Raw genomic sequence first — 21020 nt, 5'->3', positions numbered from 1 at the left:
GAAACATGAGCCAGCCCGTTCTCCCGTTCTCCCAGGTTGCATCATTGGTATACGCACCTCGGTGGCAGTGTTCGAAGCTTCAGCCCGACTCTCGCTCCTGCATCGAGCGTCACATTCTACTCGTCGTTCCAGCCAGGCAGGTCGCTACGTTCGAAGCGCTCAAGCAGTGGTCGCCCGATGCGCAATCGCTGGTGCTCAATGCCGAAAACGTCGAGCGGATCGGGTACCTGGTCGAGAGCGGTGCGGTTTCGCGCATTGTTTTCATGTCGGTCACGCCTTGGCGCGACGGCATTGATGATCAGGCGATAAAAGACTTTTTACAGATGAGCAAACGGCTCGCCAAACTGGCACATCTGCGGTTGGATATCATGACGGTCAAGTCGATCGTCTCACCGGCTACCGAAGCGCCGACCCATCCGGTCGACAGTGTCTACATCGGTCTGGGGCAGACGGCGGCAAAGGAATTCGGTGGCTGGGATGTGCGCTGTTTCTCGTTGGCTGCGTTCGCCCAGGGCCATTTCCGGGCGGCCTTGCAGGGACAATTCTCGGTCGGGAGCGGCCAACCGATCACCCTTGATGACCATCAGTGGTGGACACAGACTCTGGCGGCGCAATCGCTGGCGCCGGTCGATTCAACCAAAGGCTTTAAACAAGGCGGCACTTATCTGATATTCGGCGCGACCGGTGGTCTGGGGAGCATGCTGGCTCATTACCTGGCCAGTCGTTATCAGGCCTGTCTGATTCTCGTCGGTCGTCGCGCAACCGCCGATGAATTGCTAGCCGATCTGCGCCCCTTGGCCGCCAGTGTGGTGTACGAACAGGCCGACCTGGCTGACGCGGCCGCGGTCCTGGCACTGTTGGCGCGTTATCCCGAGATAGACGGGATCATTCATTCTGCGCTGGTGCTCGATGATGCGGTACTGAGCAACATGACCGAGCAGGCGTTGATGCGTGTGCTGGAGCCGAAGTTGCACGGCATGGTCAATCTGTTGAATGCAGTCCGTGGGCGGGACTTTGATTTCGTTCTGCTGTTTTCCTCGATCCAGTCCTACATTGCCAACGCTGGTCAGGCCAACTACACGGCCGCCTGTGTCAGCAAGGATGCGCTGGGTGGATTGCTGCGAGACGTACTGATGGTCAACACCAAAGTCATCAACTGGGGGTATTGGGGATCTATCGGCATTGTGGCTTCGCCCCTCTACCGTGAACGGATGCAAAAGCTGCAGATCGGTTCGATCGAGGCGCCGGAGGGGCTGGCGATCATCGAAGCGTTGCTGAGCAGCGCTGTCCCTCAGATCAGTGTGGTCAAGGCGTCGCCGCAAGCGTTGGAGCGGTTACGCATCGTCCCTCATTCCGAGTCCGGGATAGAGGCCCCGGTGAGCGCCGCGCAATCGCTGTTGGCTGCAGTTGTTCCGGCTTTTGATCCCGACAGTGAGAGTGTTCGCCGTAATATTGGCTTGTCACAGGGACTGCAAAATTACGCACGTGCCCGCTTGGCGCAAATCACGATTCCAGCTGTTACGTTGCCCCGACACGCCAAACTGGTGGTCGCCATCAAGGCCATTGCACAAAGCCACGGCCCCAGTCGTGAGCAACTGTTGAGCGAGTTTCCGGAAAGCGCTGGACATGTCGCGCTGCTGGACGCTTGCCTGGCGCGCTATCCTCAAATACTCAGCGGTGAAATTGACCCGCTGACTGTGTTGTTTCCCGAAGGAAGTTTCGCGCTGGTCGAGCCAGTATACCGGGACAATCCGCTGGCGGATTATTTCAACAACATCGTGGCACAGGTCGTCGACAGGTTCGCCCGTCAACAAGCACGACCGTTGCAGTTGCTTGAAGTGGGCGCCGGCACCGGTAGTACCTGTCAATTCGTGCTCCCGGTATTGCAGGGGAAGGAGGCTACTTACACCTTCACTGACCTGTCCCATGCTTTTTTGAACAAAGCGCGCAGCCGCTTTTCCGAGTTCGGATTCGTGCATTACGAGCTCTGCGATATCGCACAGCCGACCACCAGCGATCAGCGTTACGACGTGATCATCGCGACCAACGTCATCCATGCGACCGCCGATCTGCCGGCAACCTTGGCCAATGTGCGTGATCGGTTGGCGCCCGGAGGCATTTTCATCCTCAATGAAATAACCTCGTGCCAGGACTACGCCACGCTGACCTTTGGCCTGACTGAAGGGTGGTGGTTGAGTGTTGATCCTTACCGGATCCCCAACAGCCCGCTGGTAGCTGCCGCGACCTGGCGATTGTTGCTCAGCGATGCCGGGTTCAGCGCGACGATCGGTCACGGTTCCGAGGATCAGCAGGTGATCGTTGCCCGGCTTGAGCCAGTCGCCATTGCGTCTGCGGCAGTGGCCGGCGCCGCCCCGAACGTAGGCGTCGCGGGTGATTCCCAGAGGTCGGTCGAGCATTGGGTACGTCGGGTGATTGCTGATGTGCTGCACGCCTATGAAGACGAAATCGATGTTGACCAGCCCTTCAACGAGTACGGCGTCGATTCGTTGATTGCGATGGAGTTGCTCAAACCCTTCAAGGAGAGCCTTGGGTATCTGCCGGCCACCGTGTTGTTCGAACATCCTACCATCGCGCGTCTGGCACGGCACTTCCTGACAGAGTTCGGCGAGGTGGTGCAGCGTGCAGCCGGCGCGATGGCGCCGCTCGCCGATGGCACACAACAACCGCCAACCGCAGTAACACCGACAGCGCAGCCTTCGCTCGCGCCAGCCGTCATTGCCATCGCAGCAGCGCCAACCTCGCAGCGGCGGGCGAACGCGCTCCTGCGTCAGGTGATAGCCGAGACCATGTTGATGGAGCCTGATGAGCTGGAGGACACGGTGTCATTCAAGGAATACGGCATCGATTCGATCATTTCTCTGGAGTTGCTCAAACCGTTGCGTGAGCGTTTTGGCTACTTGCCGGCGACGTTGCTGTTCGAATACCCCACAGTCGACCGGTTGGCGACTTACCTGGAACAGCATTATCTCGACTTCTTCGGGCCACAGGCTTCAGAGCTTGCGCCGGTGGCCAACGAAACGCTGATTGAGCCCGCGCAACTGTCCTCCGCCGGCGCCGGTATGGACGCTGCGTCGCCGGCGCGTGCCGATGATCTGGCGGTCGTCGGTGTAGCGGGGCAGTTTCCCGACGCAGATGATGTGCAGGGGTTCTGGGCCAGCTTGCAGACTGGGCGCCAGTGCACCGCTTCTATTCCTGGCCAGCGCTGGCCGTTGGAAGGCTTTGAGAACCCGCGCAGTCCGCTTGAGGCCGGAAGCTACACCTCTATCGGTGGTTTTGTGCGGGATGTCGACGCGTTCGATCACCAGTTTTTCAATATCACGCCGCTTGAAGCGCAGCGGATGGACCCACAGGAGCGTCTGTTCTTGCAGAACGCTTATCAGACGTTCGCCGATGCCGGTTATCGGCGCGGTGATCTGAAGGGTAGTGAAACCGGTGTCTTCGTCGGGGTGATGAATGGCGGGTATGCCTGGCATCGCCCCGAAGACCCGTCAGATCCGACGCCGACGTCGCTGTTCTGGTCGATTGCCAATCGTGTCTCCTATCTGTTCGATCTCAAGGGACCGAGCATGGCCATCGACACTGCCTGTTCGGCTTCACTGACCGCGCTGCACCTGGCGTGTCAGGCGGTGCGTAGCGGTGACTGCACCCAGGCGCTGGTTGGTGGAGTCAACTTGATCGTCAACCCGCGTCATTACGAGCAGCTCTGCAGCCTGCACATGCTGTCGCGTTCAGGCACCTGCAGCCCGTTTGGCTCGGCGGCGGACGGTTTTGTTGACGGTGAAGGAATCTGCTCGATCCTGATCAAGCCCTATGCCGATGCGACCCGCGCAAATGACCGTATTTACGGTGTGATTCGCGGGACGGCCATTAATGCCGGTGGCCAGTCCAACGGTTACTCGGCCCCCAACCCGGAAGCGCAATCGCGGGTTGTCGGCAGAGCCCTTGAACGTGCAGGTTTGACGCCAGCCGATATCCATTTTGTCGAAGCTCACGGCACCGGCACCGAATTGGGCGATCCGATCGAGATCCGTGGCCTGAGCACCGTGTTCAAAGGGGTCGCGCCAGGGTCAGTTGCCATAGGCTCGGTTAAAGGTAACGTCGGGCACCTGGAGTCGGCGGCGGGGATGACCGGCGTCATCAAGGCCCTCAAACAGTTGCAGTCTCGTACGTTGGCCTCCTCGATCAATGCACAGCAGATCAACCCATTGCTGAATCTTGCCGACACGCCGTTTTATCTGGTTCAGCAACCCCAGACCTTGCCGGCCAACGGAATCTTGTACGGCTCTGTCAGTTCTTTTGGCGCGGGCGGGGCTAATGCTCATGCGGTGTTGCAGTCAGTGCCGGCGCCGGTGGCACAGCCGACGACTGAAGTGAACATCGCGCTTTTGTCGGCGCGTACCGAGGCGGGTCTACAACGTCAAATCGACGCGCTGCACGACTGGCTGGAGCAGCAGGATCCGTCATTCACCGCCGTCAGCTACACCCTGTGTTGTGCGCGGGAACACTTCGCCCATCGCCAGGGGTACGTGTTCTCAAGCAAGGCGCAGTTGTTGAGCCTGCTGCGCGAAGATTTGCAGCAGCGTGCGCCTGCGGTTGCCGATCCAGCAAATGCACCATCGATTGCTCAAGCGGTGGCCAGCAGCGGTCGGCTGCAGGTGGCTCAGGCCGCCGAACTGGTCTTGGCGTTCAGGGCGGGGCAGGACATTGCATGGTCCGCATTCTTTCCCCTGCGCGAGGTCATCTCACTGCCCGGTTATCCGTTCGAGAAAACCCGGTCGTGGGTTAAGTCGTCACAAAGTGCCTTCCATCACGCCAATGATCTCGTACGTCAACACTCGATTCTTGGCACTGAAATCGCACCGGCCGCGTGGGCGCTCGCGCACTGCCTGGAGAACCGCCGCGATGTGGCTTTGAAGGCCGTGATATGGCGCAGTGTCATTCGTGATCTGGATGACGTGCTGCTGGACATCAACGGCGAGCGATTCGAATTGCGCTCCCTGGATCACTCACAGATCTACTGCGAAGGGTTGTTGCAACCCGCTGTCGAAAATACGGTGATGAACTGGCCAGCTCCCGAACCCTCGTCGACCTTTCTGGGGCATCAGGAGATTTACCGGCAGTTCACTCTTCTGGGTTACCAGTACGGCGAGGATTTGCGACCTCTGCGTTGGGCAAAGGTGGGGCAGACCAGTGTCAGGACATTGCTCGATGCAGGACGCGACTGGGGTTACCGGATATCACCGGCACTGCTCGACGGCGGCCTGCAAACCGCCATTTTGATTCCGCAATTGCAAAGTCTTGGCGTGGACGAACTGCTGGTGCCTTACCACTTGGGAGAGTGCCGAGTGTTGCGCATTCCGGAGCATGAAGCGGTGTTCTGCCACTGCGTCATGCGCCCGGCGCAGCCCGGTGATCGATCGGTGACCTTTGATTTGCTCTTCAGTGATGGCCAAGGCCGACCGCTGATTGTCATGCGTGAGCTGACGTCGGTGGTGGTGCATAAAAGTGCATTGAAAACCGAGCGGCCCACGGGCATCTATCGCGACTTTTCGGCGGTTCACAGGCCGTCTCGGATTGTGGCCTTCGACCTGGACTAAGAGAGGAACGCTCATGTTGATAGGTATGTTTCCCGGCCAGGGATCACAGTTCCCGGGCATGGGGCGGGAGTTGTTCGCCGGCTATGCGCTGCAATGCGAAATCGCCGACGACATTCTCGGTTACTCGATAACCGCCTTGTGCAAGGGTGAAGATTCCCCGCGCATGAACTCAACGGCTTACACCCAACCGGCGATTTTTTTCGTCAGTTGTCTGGCCTGGCTTGAACGTCAACAGCAAGACGGTGACCTGCCGCAACTGCTGATCGGCCACAGTCTGGGCTTGTATGCCGCACTGTTCGGCGCCGGGGCTTTCGACCTGGCAACCGGCCTGCGGCTGGTGGCCAAAAGGGCAGAGTTGATGGCGGCAATGCAGGGTGGGGCGATGGCGGCGATCATTGGCGAGAACGTCGAACGGTTGCCCGAGTTACTGCTTGAACATCAGTTTCATCAAATTGATATCGCCAACTACAACAGTCCGGTGCAGGCAGTGATCAGTGGTAAGTCCGAGGATATCGACGCGGCGTGCAAAGCGTTGGAGCAGCACAGCCTGCGTTGTGTGCGGCTTCCCGTCAGCGGGGCTTTCCATTCCCGCTATATGGAACCGGCCCGGCTGAGCTATGTCGCGTTCCTGCAACAACAGACCCTGGGTTCTCCCGGCACACAGGTTATTTCCAGCACCAGTGGCGAACGTCTCGGGGAGGCGCATTTGCTCGAAGAAATGGGCTTGCAGCTTATTCGCCCGGTGCGCTGGAGCCAAAGCATTCGGGCTTTGTGTTCACGCTTTGACGAGATTGCTTTCGAGGAAATCGGACCGGGCCAGGTCTTGACCCGCCTTAACGCTCAATTGCTTGCGCACAACTGAACTGCGCTTACAGACACGGACGAGGTCGATATGAAACGCGAAAGGATTGCAATTATTGGTGGTGGCGCGGCAGGTACGACAGCCGCCTGGCAACTGCGCACACTGCACGATGTCACCCTATTCGAAGCCGGGCCACGCTTGGGCGGCCATGCCTATACCCACCATTTCAATATGGGTGAGGACACGCTTCACGTGGACATGGGGGTGGAGTACTTCAACGAGCGCCTGGCCCCTAACCTGTTCGCGATGTTGCAGCAATTGGGGATCGATACCTACATCGCGCCCATGTCGTTTCGCGCGACCTTTCCCGGGGTTGGCAATGCCTGGAGCAATCTCCACGGAAGGGGGCGACTGCGGGCTGAACTGGCCGATGAGATCGACCGTTTTCATCTGGATATGACCCAGGTGCTCAGTGGTGGTGATCCGCGTTACAAGAAACTCAACATTGGCGAGTTCCTGACCGAGCGCAACTACTCCGAAGCCTTCCGCCAGCAGGCGTTGTTGCCCTTGTTGACGACGTTTTCCGGGTGCAATGCGCCTTCGCTGGAATACACGCTCATGTACGTGGCCATCTCGTTCAACATGAGTCTGTTGTCGTTTTTCACGCCGGGTGTCTGGCGTAAAGCCAAGGGCGGTATCGATGGCTATTTGCTGCAGCTTGGTGAATTACTCGGCGCGCGGGCGCGCCTTGCCTGCCCGATACGGCAAGTGCGCAAGGACACCGGTCGCGGCTGGCTGGTCGAGACTGAGCAAGGCGACATTGAGCCGTTCGACAGTGTGGTATTTGCCACGCACGCCGATGTCACCTTGAAGTTGCTTGAAGCACCGACCGCCGAGCAACGGGACATTCTTTCGCGTTTCGACTATGTCCAGACCCGGAGTGTGCTGCACACCGACGAACAGGTGCTGGTCGAAGGCGGGGGCGGTGAGTACTGCGAGTTTTCCCGACCTTCGGGCCTCGAGGGCACGGACTACGGGCAATTGACACGAATCAATAATGCCCTGGCGACTTATACCCATGTACGTGAACCGGTGCTGGTGACATTCGACCCTAAACAGGCGATCGCCCCTGAGCGGCAGGTTCATGAACAGCACTGGAAGTTGCCGAAACTGCGTCCGATCGACTTCTACCAGAAGTCGCGCTATCGACGCATTCAAGGGCTTGAAAAACTCTGGTATTGCGGCACCGACACCTCGCTGACCGGCCACGAAGGGGCAGTGGTGTCGGGTATGGTCATTGCCCACCGTTTGGGTGCCGACCATCCCTATGCCGACAACAATTTGGCCGCCATTCAGTTCAATGTCATCAAGGACCTGATGGGGGTACACCGTCCCTCCGAGCGCTTCAAGGCGACATTGGGCAACCTGCTGTTCGCTGCCGCCAAAGGCACCTCACTGCACAAGAGCCAGTCTCATAAATTTATCAAGGACGTCATCGTTTAAGCCGACCCACGGGTTTGGCGAACCCATCATCTGACAGGGAGTTTCATTATGTTGATCAAGGCCGACAACGTATGCGTGGTTATTTTCAATATGCAGCTGGAAATAATTCCGTTGCTGCATGAAGGAACGCAAGTGCTCAACAACTGCTGCTGGCTCGCCGATGTGGCACAGACCCTCGACGTGCCGACGCTGATTATCGAACACAGCAAACTCGGCGCATCGTCCCAGGCACTGAAAGAGGTGGCGGGTGTCGCCTCTTACCTAGAAAAGACCTGGTTCGACTGCACCTCCCATGACTCGATCGCCCATCCGCTTGAGGCCACCGGTCGGCGGCAAGTGGTGCTGGCGGGAGCGGAGTCACATGTGTGCCTGTTGCAATCAGCACTGGGGTTGCGTGAATTGGGCTATGAGGTCAGCGTGATGGCGGATGCCTGCAGCGCCCGTAATCTTTTCGATCACCAGCACGCGCTGACCAACTTCGCGTACGCAGGCATACGCGTGCTGACTCGGGAAATGTTTTTCTTCGAATGCATACGCCACTCCACGCGCCCCGATTACATCGATCTGGCGATGAAATACCTGGACGGGCGGTACATCCGCTAAGCGAACAAAGGGCCTGCCTGCACGGCTGCTTCGATGCTTACCCGAGAGATTTTTTGATATGGATATTTTCAAGCGTCATTTCGTCCCGATACCGATGGCTTGTGGTTCGGATCCGGCGTTGAGCAGCAGCGTCCTTCTGACTGACAGTGATGAGTTTGCACGCTGGGGCAGCACCGCTGGGCTGGTGGTCATTCAGACGGACATTGAACGTCTGGCCGCGCCGGATGAACTGAAAAAGCTCCTGTCGCGCCTCGACGCTAGCCGTGCGCGCACCGTCCTTTGTGCCGTGTCTGGCGAATGCCCGCCAGCGGTTGAGCCATACCCCGTGGTCAGTCAATGTGCGCAGGCTTTCCTGGGACTGATCAAGGGGTTGATTAGCCAATCCAGAGCCATCGCGCTGGTAGGGCTGCGCCGTCACGACGCCCTGGCAGCCAGTGTGCTCGATGGCCTGGGGTTGTCTGCGTGCCAGGAAACGACCCGCCTGCGTTATGCCTCGCTGATTGTTGAAGGCGCGTTGACGTCGACGGTGACCCAGGCGATTGCCACGGCGTTGGAGCAGCCCGGCGTGCGGCATCGCTTTGACGGGCAGACCCTGGCGCGTGAGCGACTTGAGCCCGTGGGTCCGCGTGTCGAGTCGAGTCCGGGATCCACCTTGCGCCACAACGGTTGCTATGTGGTCACGGGCGGCGGCGGTGGTGTCGGGCGGCTACTTTGCCGGTGGCTGGCCCGTGAGTACCAGGCCAAGGTCTGTGTGGTCGGACGTTCCTCGGTGGATGACGAACGACGGGCAATGCTCCTTGCGCACGGCGTGACCTCTTATGTGCAGGCCGATGTGGCGGACCGACAGTTACTGGCGGGGGCGCTGAATCATTTCAAGGATCGTTATGGCGCCATCGACGGGGTTTTTCACCTGGCCGGTACGACGGCTGATCGCTTGTTGATCAACAAAAACACTGCAGATGTCGAGCGGGTGCTGCTGCCCAAGATTGCCGGCAGCTTGAATCTTTGGGCCCTGGACTCATTGATACAGCCAGGCTTTGTCTGCCACTTCAGCTCCCTCAGTGGGCTGGTGGGTAATGTCGGGCAGGCCGACTACGCCGCTGCGAATGGTTTTATCGATGAGTTGACCGATTTTGTCGGTCGCCAGGTGCCAGCCGGTCGCGCTCGCTGGCAGTCGGTCAACTGGGGGTTGTGGGCTTCCGAGGGCATGCAAATGGCCGAAGGGAGCAGTGAATTACTGGCCCTGTCGGATGAGCAGGATTTGGCGGCATTGCGCACCATCCTCGACCAGGCCGCGCCGCGTCTGGTCGCCTTCGCTGGCAGCCGCACAGTCCTCGGTGCGCTGAACCCGTCCGGTGGCGGGCAAGGCGTGGCAGATTCACCGGTGGCCGTGAGCTTGCCATCCCTGAGCCAGGTCAGTGAGTGGATTGATTCACTGGTTTATACCTTCAGCGGCTTACGCGATGTGGCGCATGACGCATCGCTGGTGGCGCTGGGCGTGACGTCTTCGGCGCTGATCAGCATTGTCTCGGCCCTGGAGCATCGATTGAACGGTAGCGGTGTCGCGGTCTCCCTGAGCAAGGCGCTGATTTTCGATTATTCATCGGTGAGCGCGTTGAGTGAGTATTTGCTCGGCACCCAGCCCCAGGCGCTCGCCGCGGCATTTGCCAGTGAAAGGGCAGGGCCGCCCCGGCCTTTGCCGGCCATCGAGACGATTGCGCCCACGCCTGGCGCGCAGATCAACCTTGAGGACCGCTTGACACAGTGGGTGCAAGAGGTAGTTCGGCGCTTTAGCGGGATAACCGATCCGTCTGTGGACGATAACCTGCTTGAGCGTGGCCTGGATTCGGTCGCCAGCATCAACATTGCGACCGAGCTGGCTCGACGTTTGTCGACCCAGGCCCCGGTCAGCATCAGCAAGACACTGTTGTTTGAATACTCGAGCATCAGTCAGATGGTGCGTTTCCTGATAGGTCGCTACCCGTCGCAGATTGCTGCCGTGCTGGACACTGCGGTGGCCCGGGCGGTGCCGGGCGTTACTTCTGCCGCCGTGACGGCGACGGTGGTGGTCAGACCCGTGGCCGATGTCGCCTCGGGTGTCAGTGCTCACTATCGGCCTGATGACATCGCTATTGTTGGCGTGGCGGGCGAGTTTCCGGGGGCGGACAACCTCGCCCAGTTGTGGGCATTGCTTGAGTCCGGGTCCGAGGCGATCAGCGTCATCCCCGCGCAACGTTGGGACTGGCAACTCGATTACTCAGCCGATCCGAAACAACCGGGCGCCAGCTACGGCCGTCATGGCGGTTTTCTGTGGCGGGCGAAACAGTTCGATCCGGCGTTTTTTTCCATCACCCCGATCGAGGCGGCGCGTCTTGATCCTCAGGAACGGCGGTTGCTGGAAATGGCCTACCATGCCCTGGAAGACGCCGGGCATTTTGCCGATCCGCTGGAGGACACCGGAGTCTTCACCGCGGCGATGTTCGGCCATTATCAAAACCTGAATGCCGCCAGCGCGGTGACCAGCAGTTCATTTGCCTCGATCGCCAACCGCATTTCGTACACCTTTAACCTCCAGGGCCCGAGCCTGTGTGTCGACACCATGTGCTCGGGATCGCTGACCGCCCTGCATCTGGCGATCAACAGTCTGCGCAGTGGCGAATGCACCCAAGCGCTGGTCGGTGCGGTCAACATCATGCCCCACCCGGGCAAGTTCAAACTGCTGTCGGCGGGACGTTTCCTGAGTCCCAGCGGACGGTGCCACAGCTTTGGGATCGAAGCCGACGGTTATGTGCCGGGTGAGGGGGCTATCGCTCTGATGCTCAAGCCGCTGGCCCAGGCGCAAGCCAATGGTGACTGGATACACGGGGTCATTCGTGCTGTTGCGCTCAATAGTGGCGGGCGCTCCAGCGGTTTTACCGTGCCCTCGGCAAGAGCTCAGGAAAAGGTCATTCGCCAGGCATTAAGCAAGGCCGGTGTGGACGCCAGCCAGATCGATTATGTGGAAGCCCATGGCACCGGCACTCGACTGGGCGATCCGATCGAGATCAACGCACTGAGCGCGGCCTATGGCACGCGTCAGGGCGAGCGGCGCTGCATCGGGTCGATCAAGAGCAATATCGGGCACCTTGAATCGGCTGCCGGCCTGGCCGGCCTGGTCAAAATCCTGCTGCAGTTCCAGCATCAGTCGCGGGTGCCGACGCTCAACTGTGAAATCGTAAATCCCTGGTTGAACCTGGGTGACACTGATTTTCGCTTGCCGCGCATCACCGAACCCTGGACTGCTGACACGCCGCTGCTGGCCGGGCTCAGTTCGTTCGGCGCCGGGGGCTCCAATGCACATGTCATCGTTCAGCAGTACATCGATGCGCCGCTCGCACCGGCGCCACAGGCGGAATATTTGTTGCCTGTTTCGGCGCGCACACCTTTGGCGTTGAAGGTCCGGATCAACGATTTGGTTGCCTGGATCGACAAGCATCCGCAGGCCAGCCTTGCAGCGATTGCCTATACCCTGGGCGTCGCACGTGAACACTTTGGCCACCGTGCCTGTTTCGTTGGCGACAGCCTGGCTCAATTCAAGCAGCAACTGCTGGATGCCGCTGATGGTGTGCCTGTCGTGGATCACTCGCGGTCCAGCCTGCAGCCCCTTCAAGCGTCTTACCTGGCGGGGGAAACACTGAATTTCGCTGCGCTGCATGACAGCCGCAGGCTAGTGTCGTTGCCTCATTATCCGTTTGAAGAACAATCGTATTGGGACGACCAGCTCGTCACCTCTGGGGCGCTGGGCGCTGACCCGCTCAAGCCTGTGGGCGAGGACGCTTCGGCGTTGGTGAAGGCCTCGGTGCCGGTGTGTTTTCAAACCGTCTGGGAGCCTCAGCCCGTTCACGCATCGGGTGGTGTGCGAGGGCAGGGCACCATTGTCTTTTGCAATCCGTCACAGGCACCGGCGTTGATCGGCCAACCGCACATCGTGGTGGTCACGCTCGGTGACAGCCTACGTCTGGGCGAACAGTTCGCCCAAGTGCGCAGTGATTCGATCGACGATTGCCAGCAAGTCTTGCAGCGCTACGTCTCTGGTGATGCGGCGCAACGACCGTGGCTGATCAATCTGGTGCAATGTTCGGGTGAGGACATGCAGGCTTCATGGGCCAGTTGGCAGTTCACACTGGCCAAGGCGATCAGTGCTGTCGGGGCCCGTTACCGGATGGCCTTTGTCCACGAAGAAGGGCTGGATGTCTGGCCGATGCCCGCAGCCGGGGCCGTAAGCCGGTTGTTTCGGGTGCTGCAAATGGAGCAGCCCGAATTCGAACTGCTGTCGATGACCGTTGCATCGCAGGACTTCGAGCATGTGTCGCAGCTGTTGAAGTCGGCGCTGGATGAGCTCGCCAATGCCGCTGACGGCTTCAATGCCACTCGGCACGTGGCCGGTGAGCGCTGGCAGGCTCGCGTACGTGAAGTGCCTTGGCCTGCGGCAGCCGGCAGTCGTTTTCGTAACAAGGGTGTCTACCTGATCACCGGGGGCCTGGGCCTGATTGGGTTGGCGGTCGCCGCGCGCTTGATCCGGCAGTTCGACGCCACAGTCGTGCTGGTTGGTCGCAGCACCGCAGGGGAAGCAACCCGAGACAAACTTGCCGGACTGGCTGCACCGGCGAACGTCGACTACATCAGCGCTGACATCGGCGACAGCGTTGCAGTGAATGACCTGATCAAGTCGGTCATTGACCGGCATGGTGCATTGCACGGAGTGCTGCATGCTGCCGGCATCATCTGCGACGGGCTGTTGCGCAACAAACAGCTGGAAGACTTCCAGAAAGTGATAGCCGTGAAGCTCAGCGGCGCGCGTCATCTCGATAACGCAACCGCCGATGTGGCGCTGGATTTCTTCGTGTTGTTTTCTTCAATGTCCGGATTGTTCGGCAATGTCGGCCAGGCCGATTACGCCGTGGCGAATCATTATCTGGACCTGTTCGCCTACGGTCGTCAGCGGCAAGTCACCCGAGGTCATCGGCATGGTTTGAGCTTGTCGGTGAATTGGCCTTTGTGGCAAGGCGCCGGCGAACCGGTCTTGGTCGCCCTTGGGCGCTATTTTCACGATAATTACGGCATTCAGTCGTTGACCCCCGCCTTAGGTGTCGACCTGTTGGTGAGGCTGATTGATGGTGTGGACGGGAGCATGACGCAGATTGCCCCGTTTGTAGGCGACAGCGAGAAAATCCGTCGCAGTGTCACTCCCGGCGGACTGCGCAGCCACTCAGCGCTGAAGCCCGGTGCAGTGAACGCCGCAAAAACAATCAGTGAATCGACGACGCTGGAGCAACTCAAGCTTCGGCTCAAGGCACTGGTGAGTGCGTTGACCGGTTTGCTCCCCCAGAACATCGATGATCGATGCAGCTTTGGTGATCTGGGTTTGAACTCGGTCATGTTGCAGCAACTGGCGCAAGACATTGAGGAACAGTTCAAAGTGCCCATGGCCCCCAGCACGCTGTTCACCTACAACTCAGTCGCGCAGTTGATCGAATACCTGCAAGAGCGAGGGGCGCAGGAGGCGGCTCCGGTCTCGGTGCCAGAGCTGCAAGCACACCTATCGTCGGCACCAACGGCGCTGTCAGCCAGCGCTGCAAACGCTGATGACCAACGGATCGCGATCATCGGCATGGACGGCCGCTTGCCCGGTGGCCAAGACCTGGCCGGATTCTGGGAAGGGCTGATGGCCAATCGCAGTGCGATCAAAGCGGTGGAACGCTGGCCCGACAAGGCCTGCCATGCCGGGATCATTCCTGAGATCGGGCACTTCGATGCACGTTTTTTCGGGATATCGGCGCGCGAGGCGATGCTGATGGACCCGCAACACCGACTGTTTTTGCAAGCGTGCTACAACACGTTGCTCAATGCCGGTTACGCACCGTCCTCGCTCAAGCGCGTGGGGGTTTTCGCCGGCGTTCAGTTCAGCGATTACCAGACCCTGCTGCAGCGTTCCGGACAGAGTTTTCATCCCTTTGCCGCCACCGGGAATGCCCATGCGATGCTGGCTAATCGAGTGTCTTACCTATTCGATTTCGAAGGCCCGAGCCAGTCCATCGATACCGCCTGTTCGAGTGCATTGGTGGCAGTGAACCGTGCTGTCATATCGCTGCAACGGGGGGAGTGCGACTACGCGCTGGCCGGTGCGGTCAGCTTGTTGATCGACAGCGACATGACCGAAGCGGCGCAGAGCATGGGCGTGCTATCGCCGAACTTTCGTTGCGCCACGTTCGATAGCGAAGCCGATGGCTACGTTCGTGCGGAGGGGGTTGGCAGCCTGTTGCTCAAGCGTCTGATCGATGCTCGTCGCGACGGTGACAGCATTCATGCGGTGATCGAAGCTGCGGAGGAGAACCACGGCGGGCGTGCCAACTCGCTGACGGCACCCAATCCCAACGCGCAGAAACGTCTGTTGCTCGCTGCCTATACACCAGAGCTGGCCGCACGGGTCAGCTACATAGAAACCCACGGCACGGGAACCCGTTTGGGCGATCCAGTGGAAATCGATGCTTTGAAGGGCGCCTGGTACACGCTGGTGCCGAGTCAGAAGCAGCAGGTTTTGCTGGGGTCGGTCAAAACCAATGTCGGTCATCTGGAGCCGGCCGCTGCGATTGCGTCACTGTTCAAGGTGATACTTGCCTTCAAGCACCGGGTGTTGCCGGCCAACCTCCATTTTCGCACGCTCAACCCTTACATCGACTTTGAGCATTCGCCGTTCCAAGTGCTGGATCGCAATACACCTTGGGATGGGAGCGATCGCGTCGCCGGAATCAGCTCGTTCGGTTTCGGCGGGACCAATGCTCACGTGGTCCTGTCCGAACCACCGGCCTTCGCCGAACAGAGGTCGTCGCCACAGGGGGAACATCTAATCGTGTTATCTGCCCGTAGTCGTGACTCGCTGCTGGTAATGAAGGAGGCTCTGTACCGTCACCTCGATTCTCCACTAGGTCGGTCACAGGCTTTGGCTGATATCGCATTTACCCTTGGGTCCGGACGCGAGCATTTTGAATATCGCCTGGCTTGGAGCGTTCGAACGGTCGATGCGTTGTTGCATGCCTTGAGTTCTGAACAGACACCGGATGTTTGTCACGTCGGACGAGGCGACGAAGCGCCCGAGATCGATGAGCAATGGCTGGACCCTCGCAAGCAGTATCTGCACGGGAGGCAGGTGCAATGGCCGACCTTGTACCCCCAGGGTGGCCGGCTCCATCTACCCGGTTATGCCTTCGATACGCGCCGGTATTGGTTTGACGATGAATCACAGGTTCAACCGGGCAATCGCTGAATAACAGGAGCAGAACATGCACATGGACGAGACACAAAACATGACAGCGCACCTAAAACCGCCATCGGCTGACAACGTGGTGATTGTGGGGGCTGCCTGCCGTCTGCCTGGCAGCAAGTCGCTGTCGGCCTATTGGCAGAACCTGATGGCGGGTCAGCGTTGCGTTGCCCCGGTTACACGGTGGGAGTCTCTGCGCGGGACTGCGATGCATGGCGGCCTGCTGGAGCATGTGGACGAGTTCGATGCCGGGTTTTTCCGTATCTCGCCCAACGAAGCGCGCTGTATGGATCCGCAACAACGGTTGCTGATGGAAACCGTGCAACACCTGATTGATGACTGCGGTGTGCCGGTCCAGACCTTGCGCGACTTGCACTGCGGGGTGTTTTGCACCGGCCTTCCCGGGGACTACAAGTTTTTGCTGGCCCAAGAGCCTGCATCGGCTTTCAGCAGCCATAGCTTTCTTGGCAACGCCGCTTCGTCGTTGGCGGGAAGGGTGTCTTATTTCTACGATTTCCATGGCCCCTCAGTGAGCCTTGATACCGCTTGCTCATCATCATTAACAGCCTTGCAGATTGCCGTCTCACAACTGCGTGCCGGTGAATGCGAGGCAGCGTTGGTGGCTGGGGTCTCGGTTTTTGCCACCCCAGAGGTGTTCGAGTTTGCCCAGCGCTCGAACATGTTGTCGGCGCGGGGGCACTGCGACGCCTTTAGTGACGAAGCCGACGGTTTCGTCCCGGCTGAAGGCGTCGCGGCAATCATGTTGATGACCGCCAGCAAGGCCCGGACCCTCGGACTGGAAGTCCTGGCGAGTGTCGAGGCGATTAGTCTGAATCACGACGGTATTAGCAATGGCATGATGGCGCCCAACAGCCGGGCTCAGGCGGCGCTGATCGCCGGATCCTACGAGCGTTACGGTATTGACGTGGGGCGTGTCGGCTACGTCGAGGCTCACGGTACCGGCACGCGTCTGGGTGATGCGATTGAGGTGGCGGGGCTGGTCAACGGCTTTCGTGCTCAGGCGCAACCTTACGACGCCTATTTGGGCGCCTCGAAAAGCGTCATCGGCCACACGCTGGTGTGCTCCGGGTTGGCCAGTTTGATCAAGACCCTGCTGATCTTTCGTCACGGGACCATTCCTGGTCAGCTTCTGGCGGGGTCCCTCAATAGCGCTCTAGACCTGGATCAGTTCAAGATCAGCGAGCAGGCAGTCCCTTGGCCGTCCGACAAGACGTTTGCCTGTGTCAGTGCATTCGGCTTTACCGGTAGCAACGCTCACCTCGTGCTAGGTAAGCCCGAGCCGCGTCAGATTGACCCGCAGAACAGCCCGGGCCCCTGGGCTTTTTTGATCAGCGCTCAAACCGCCGCCAGCCTTCATGCGCGTGTCCGGCAGGTGCTGGGAATTATCGAGGGGCTTCCGGACGATCAACTGGAGGCGCTCAGCGTGGCACTTGGTAAAGGAAGCCAGTCGTACCGACTGCGTCTGGCTGTCACGGCTTCGACAAGTGACTCCTTGGTGACGCAGTTGAAGCAATGGCTGGGGACACCGCCAGAGCAGCTCGGCGTTGGTTGCTCAAAGGTCGAGGGGCTGGCCGATCCCATGCTCGCCGAACGCTTGCAACGATGGTTGGCGGGTACCGATTTGCCGTTGTATGGCACCGAGCACGCGGCTCGATACCGGCGTATCGAACTGCCGGGTTACCCGTTTGATCGTAAGTCTTACTGGGTGGGGACCGAACTGATCGCTGCTCAAGTACCCGTATCTACATCGAGTCCGCGGCAAGGCAATGTTCTGGACACGCTGAAAAGTGATCTGGCGCTATTGCTCGGCTTCGATCAGGCCGACATTGATACCAGCCGTTCGCTGCGCGATTACGGTGTCGATTCGATTTCGTTGATTGAACTGTTGAGCCGGTTGGGTGCTGGCGCCAGCCGGATGCAGCCTCATGACGTATTCGACTTTGCTTCCATTGCCGCACTGTCTGAGGCATTGGAGGGGCTACAACCCGATTCGATAGTCGCCTCCTGGGCTGATGCTGTCGTGCCGGTCGGTCGGTTGCCAATGACATGGACGCAAACAGGGCAAGGGCGCGCCATCGTGCTGCTGCCTCCGTTGAACATGAGTGCGCAGGCGTGGATGCAACAAGTCAATGTCCTGACGCGCCAGGGTTTCGCCCTTCATATCCCTTCGTATCCAGGTCATCAGGGTACCCCGCTTGATGAGGGGCGCTTTAGTCTGGAAGGGCTGGTGTTGGAGATCGAGGGCTATATCAATGAACAGCTCAAAGGCCGGCCCGCCCCAGTGGTGGGTTGGTCGTTGGGGGGCTGTCTCGCATTAGCGCTTTGCCGCCGAGCCCCGGCAATGGTCGAGTCGATGATCCTGATCAGCACCGCCGCACGTTTTGGCGATGATATCTTCGGTAAAACCATTGAGTTGAATGCTGAACTGCAAGCCCATGCCGATTATCTGGATATCTTGCTTGAGCCTCGGCAGAGCATCGCCGAACAAGTCGGCGCCGGGGCGTCGATGAGTACGCTGAGTTATTACTACCAGATGCTCGGACAACTGGATTTAAGTGCGCAATTACCGAGCATTGGTGTGCGAACGTTGATTGTTCATGGTCAGCAGGATGTGGCCATCGCGGGGGGCGATGTGAAGCTGTTGCAGCACCTGCCCAACGCGCGACTTGAAGTGTTTTCCGATCAGGGGCATTTCATACCGTTGACCGCTGCGCGGCGCTTCAATGAATTGCTGCTCGACTTTGTATAGGCTCGACAACCTTGAACAACCCAACTTGGTCCCAGCGGGACTTGGGCCAATGCGCACTGGACGGGTTCCTCACCGGTATTGAGTCGCTAGACACAGGCTTGGCGGCTGTCGCGACGGTGTCGGGACACTTTAACCTGGACCGCTTCGATCCTGCTTTGTACACCCGTGCGGGTGTGGACTGTCCGCCAGCCATTGTCCAGGCTGTGCCACGCCGCCAGGCCGAATACCTGGCGGGGCGCTGGTTGAGCCGGCATCTCTGGGCCAAGTGCAATCTCTCGCCGGTACAGGTGCATTCAGGGGCGCATCGTCAGCCGGTATGGCCAAGCGGTTGGGTCGGCTCCATCAGCCACACATCTGCTATCGCCGTCAGTTGTCTGGCCAGATCTTGTGAGGTCGGACTGCTGGGCCTGGATCTGGAGAATTGGCTGGCACCAGAGGTCGCTGCCAGGATCAGCACCACTATCGTCGACCGCCAAGAAGCCCACTACCTTGGAGTGCTGGGACCTTTTGAGCATATGTTGACCCTGGCGTTTTCAGCCAAGGAAAGTCTGTTCAAGGCCGTTTATCCGCAGGTTGGCCGTTATTTCGATTTCGATGCGGCGCGGCTGGTCGAGGTACATAGGCCCTCGGGACGCCTGATGCTGAGGGTTACACAAGACCTCTCGACATCGATCAGGGCCGGCATGCTTTTCGAAGGTCATTTTCAGATATGGGCAGGCGCCGTGTTCACGGTCATTGCCCATCCGCCGGGTGCTGTTGCGCACCATCAGGGAGTGGTTCAGTGCCTATCGGGCCGATTGTTAAGGATTCGTCATGACTCAACGGTTACTCCAACTTGATCAAGTGTCACTCAACCTGCCCGATGGGCGCGTTCTGTTCGATCACTTGAACCACACCGTCAGTACCAGGGTCACCGGCATCGTGGGTGCCAATGGCTGTGGCAAGTCATTGCTTGGCCGGCTCCTGACGGGGGAGCTACTGCCCACCAGCGGCATCATTCGTCGCGAGGGGCGAGTTTACGCCGTGTCGCAGTTACTAAAGCCCGAGCGTTATCCCAGCGTTGCCGCTCTGGCCGGCGTCGACCATATTCTGTCAGCGCTGGATCGCATTGCCTTGGGCAGCGTCGACGATAACGACCATTCGCTGGCAGTTGACCAATGGGATTGTGCCACTCGCCTTGAGGTAGAACTGGAACGGGTCGGCTTGGGTCATTTGAACGCCAACGCGCGCACCGACGCACTCAGTGGTGGCGAACGCCAGCGGGTGGCGCTTCTGGGGGCGTGGTTATCCAAGGCTGACTGGCTCATTTTGGATGAGCCCAGCAACCACCTGGATATTGAACAGCAACACAAGCTCGCGCAGCAAATCGATCGCTGGCCTAACGGCCTGGTGTTGATCAGCCACGACCGGAGTCTTTTGGAGCACGTGAACGAAATCGTCGAGCTTTCACCCTTGGGGCTGGGGGTCTATGGCGGCAGCTACAGTCAGTATGCGGCGGCCCGCGAGCAGGAACAGCAGTCATTCCAGTCGGCATTGCAAGGGGAGAGGGCACAGGCCAAGCGTGAGCAACGTGAGATGGCCGTGCAGATGGAGCGTCAGCAGCGGCGTAACGCGCGCGGCGACCGTCAGGCCCGTGACGGCAATCAGACCAAGCTGATCACCAACGCCCAAAAAGAGCGCAGTGAAAACAGTCAGGGAAAATTGCGCCTCAATCAACAGTTGGCCCGGGAGCAGCAGCAACAACGGATCGCCGAGGCCCGTGCGCGGTGTGCGCCGGACATTCAACGCATGATGTTATCTCCGGAAAGCGTAGTGCCCAATGGCAAGCTGATTGTGCAACTCAACGACGTTATTCTCCCATTCGTTGACGCGGCACCGATCAATCTGGCGCTGACCGGGCCTATGCGCATGGCGATCCTGGGCGCCAACGGCAGCGGCAAGTCGACGCTGTTGCGAGTGATCGCCGGCCAAGTGCCGGTGCGCGAAGGCGAACTCATCCGCAGTTGCCATGTCGGCTGGCTGGATCAACACGCTGGATTGCAGTACCCCGAACGCACGGCGGTGCAATGGCTCTACGAGAGTAATCCGGAGTTGCCGAAAGCCGAGGCTCGAACCCGCTTGGCTCAGATGGGGATTGATGCGGATCGTGCGCTGCTCAAGACTTGTCAGTTGAGCGGCGGCGAGCGCCTGAAAATAGCCTTGGCCGCGCAGCTGTATGCGCAACGTCCCCCGCAATTGCTGTTGCTGGATGAGCCGGATAACCATCTGGATCTGCCCAGCAGAATCGCGTTGGAGCAGATGCTTAATCAGTACCAAGGGGCATTGATCGTCGTGTCGCATGACAGCGCTTTTTTACAGGCCATCCATTTGGACGGTGAGTTAAATCTCAAAGGCGGGAAGTCGGTGCAAGGACCTCGATGACCG

The 21020-nt window shown here is 59.4% G+C and carries 8 protein-coding genes; all 8 read left to right on the top strand.

The genetic code is table 11. The annotated features are described in order from the left end of the window. Window positions 1-5 precede the first annotated feature (5 nt). The 8 genes from ACYZT4_RS07940 to ACYZT4_RS07905 are packed head-to-tail and all read left to right on the top strand — an operon-like array spanning window position 6 to window position 21017. A complete protein-coding gene (locus ACYZT4_RS07940) occupies window positions 6-5618 on the top strand; it encodes an SDR family NAD(P)-dependent oxidoreductase (protein ID WP_461986720.1) in 5613 nt (1870 codons plus the stop codon). Between the two features lie 13 nt (window positions 5619-5631). Beyond that, on the top strand, window positions 5632-6480 hold the full coding sequence (locus ACYZT4_RS07935; protein WP_461986719.1) for an ACP S-malonyltransferase: 849 nt from the start codon (window positions 5632-5634) through the stop codon (window positions 6478-6480). A 30-nt stretch (window positions 6481-6510) separates the two neighbouring features. After that, entirely contained in the window at window positions 6511-7923 is a 1413-nt protein-coding gene (locus ACYZT4_RS07930; RefSeq protein WP_461986718.1) for an FAD-dependent oxidoreductase, read from the top strand. A 48-nt stretch (window positions 7924-7971) separates the two neighbouring features. Beyond that, on the top strand, window positions 7972-8526 hold the full coding sequence (locus ACYZT4_RS07925) for an isochorismatase family protein (protein ID WP_461986716.1): 555 nt from the start codon (window positions 7972-7974) through the stop codon (window positions 8524-8526). A 58-nt stretch (window positions 8527-8584) separates the two neighbouring features. Continuing rightward, a complete protein-coding gene (locus tag ACYZT4_RS07920; protein ID WP_461986714.1) occupies window positions 8585-15829 on the top strand; it encodes an SDR family NAD(P)-dependent oxidoreductase in 7245 nt (2414 codons plus the stop codon). A gap of 40 nt (window positions 15830-15869) precedes the next feature. After that, complete coding sequence (locus tag ACYZT4_RS07915) at window positions 15870-18596, top strand: alpha/beta fold hydrolase (protein WP_461986712.1); 2727 nt, start codon at window positions 15870-15872, stop codon at window positions 18594-18596. Between the two features lie 11 nt (window positions 18597-18607). Then, window positions 18608-19435 (top strand): 4'-phosphopantetheinyl transferase family protein, encoded by an 828-nt coding sequence (locus tag ACYZT4_RS07910; RefSeq protein ID WP_461986710.1) that lies wholly within the window; start codon window positions 18608-18610, stop codon window positions 19433-19435. Then, window positions 19410-21017, top strand: a complete 1608-nt coding sequence (locus ACYZT4_RS07905; RefSeq protein WP_461986708.1) for an ATP-binding cassette domain-containing protein — start codon at window positions 19410-19412, stop codon at window positions 21015-21017. The genes ACYZT4_RS07910 and ACYZT4_RS07905 overlap by 26 nt, the downstream gene beginning before the upstream one ends. Window positions 21018-21020 lie beyond the last annotated feature (3 nt).

It is taken from the genome of Pseudomonas sp. GB2N2, assembly GCF_054897705.1.
Note: the sequence above shows the minus strand (reverse complement) of the source record. Positions and strands in the feature narration are given on the sequence as shown.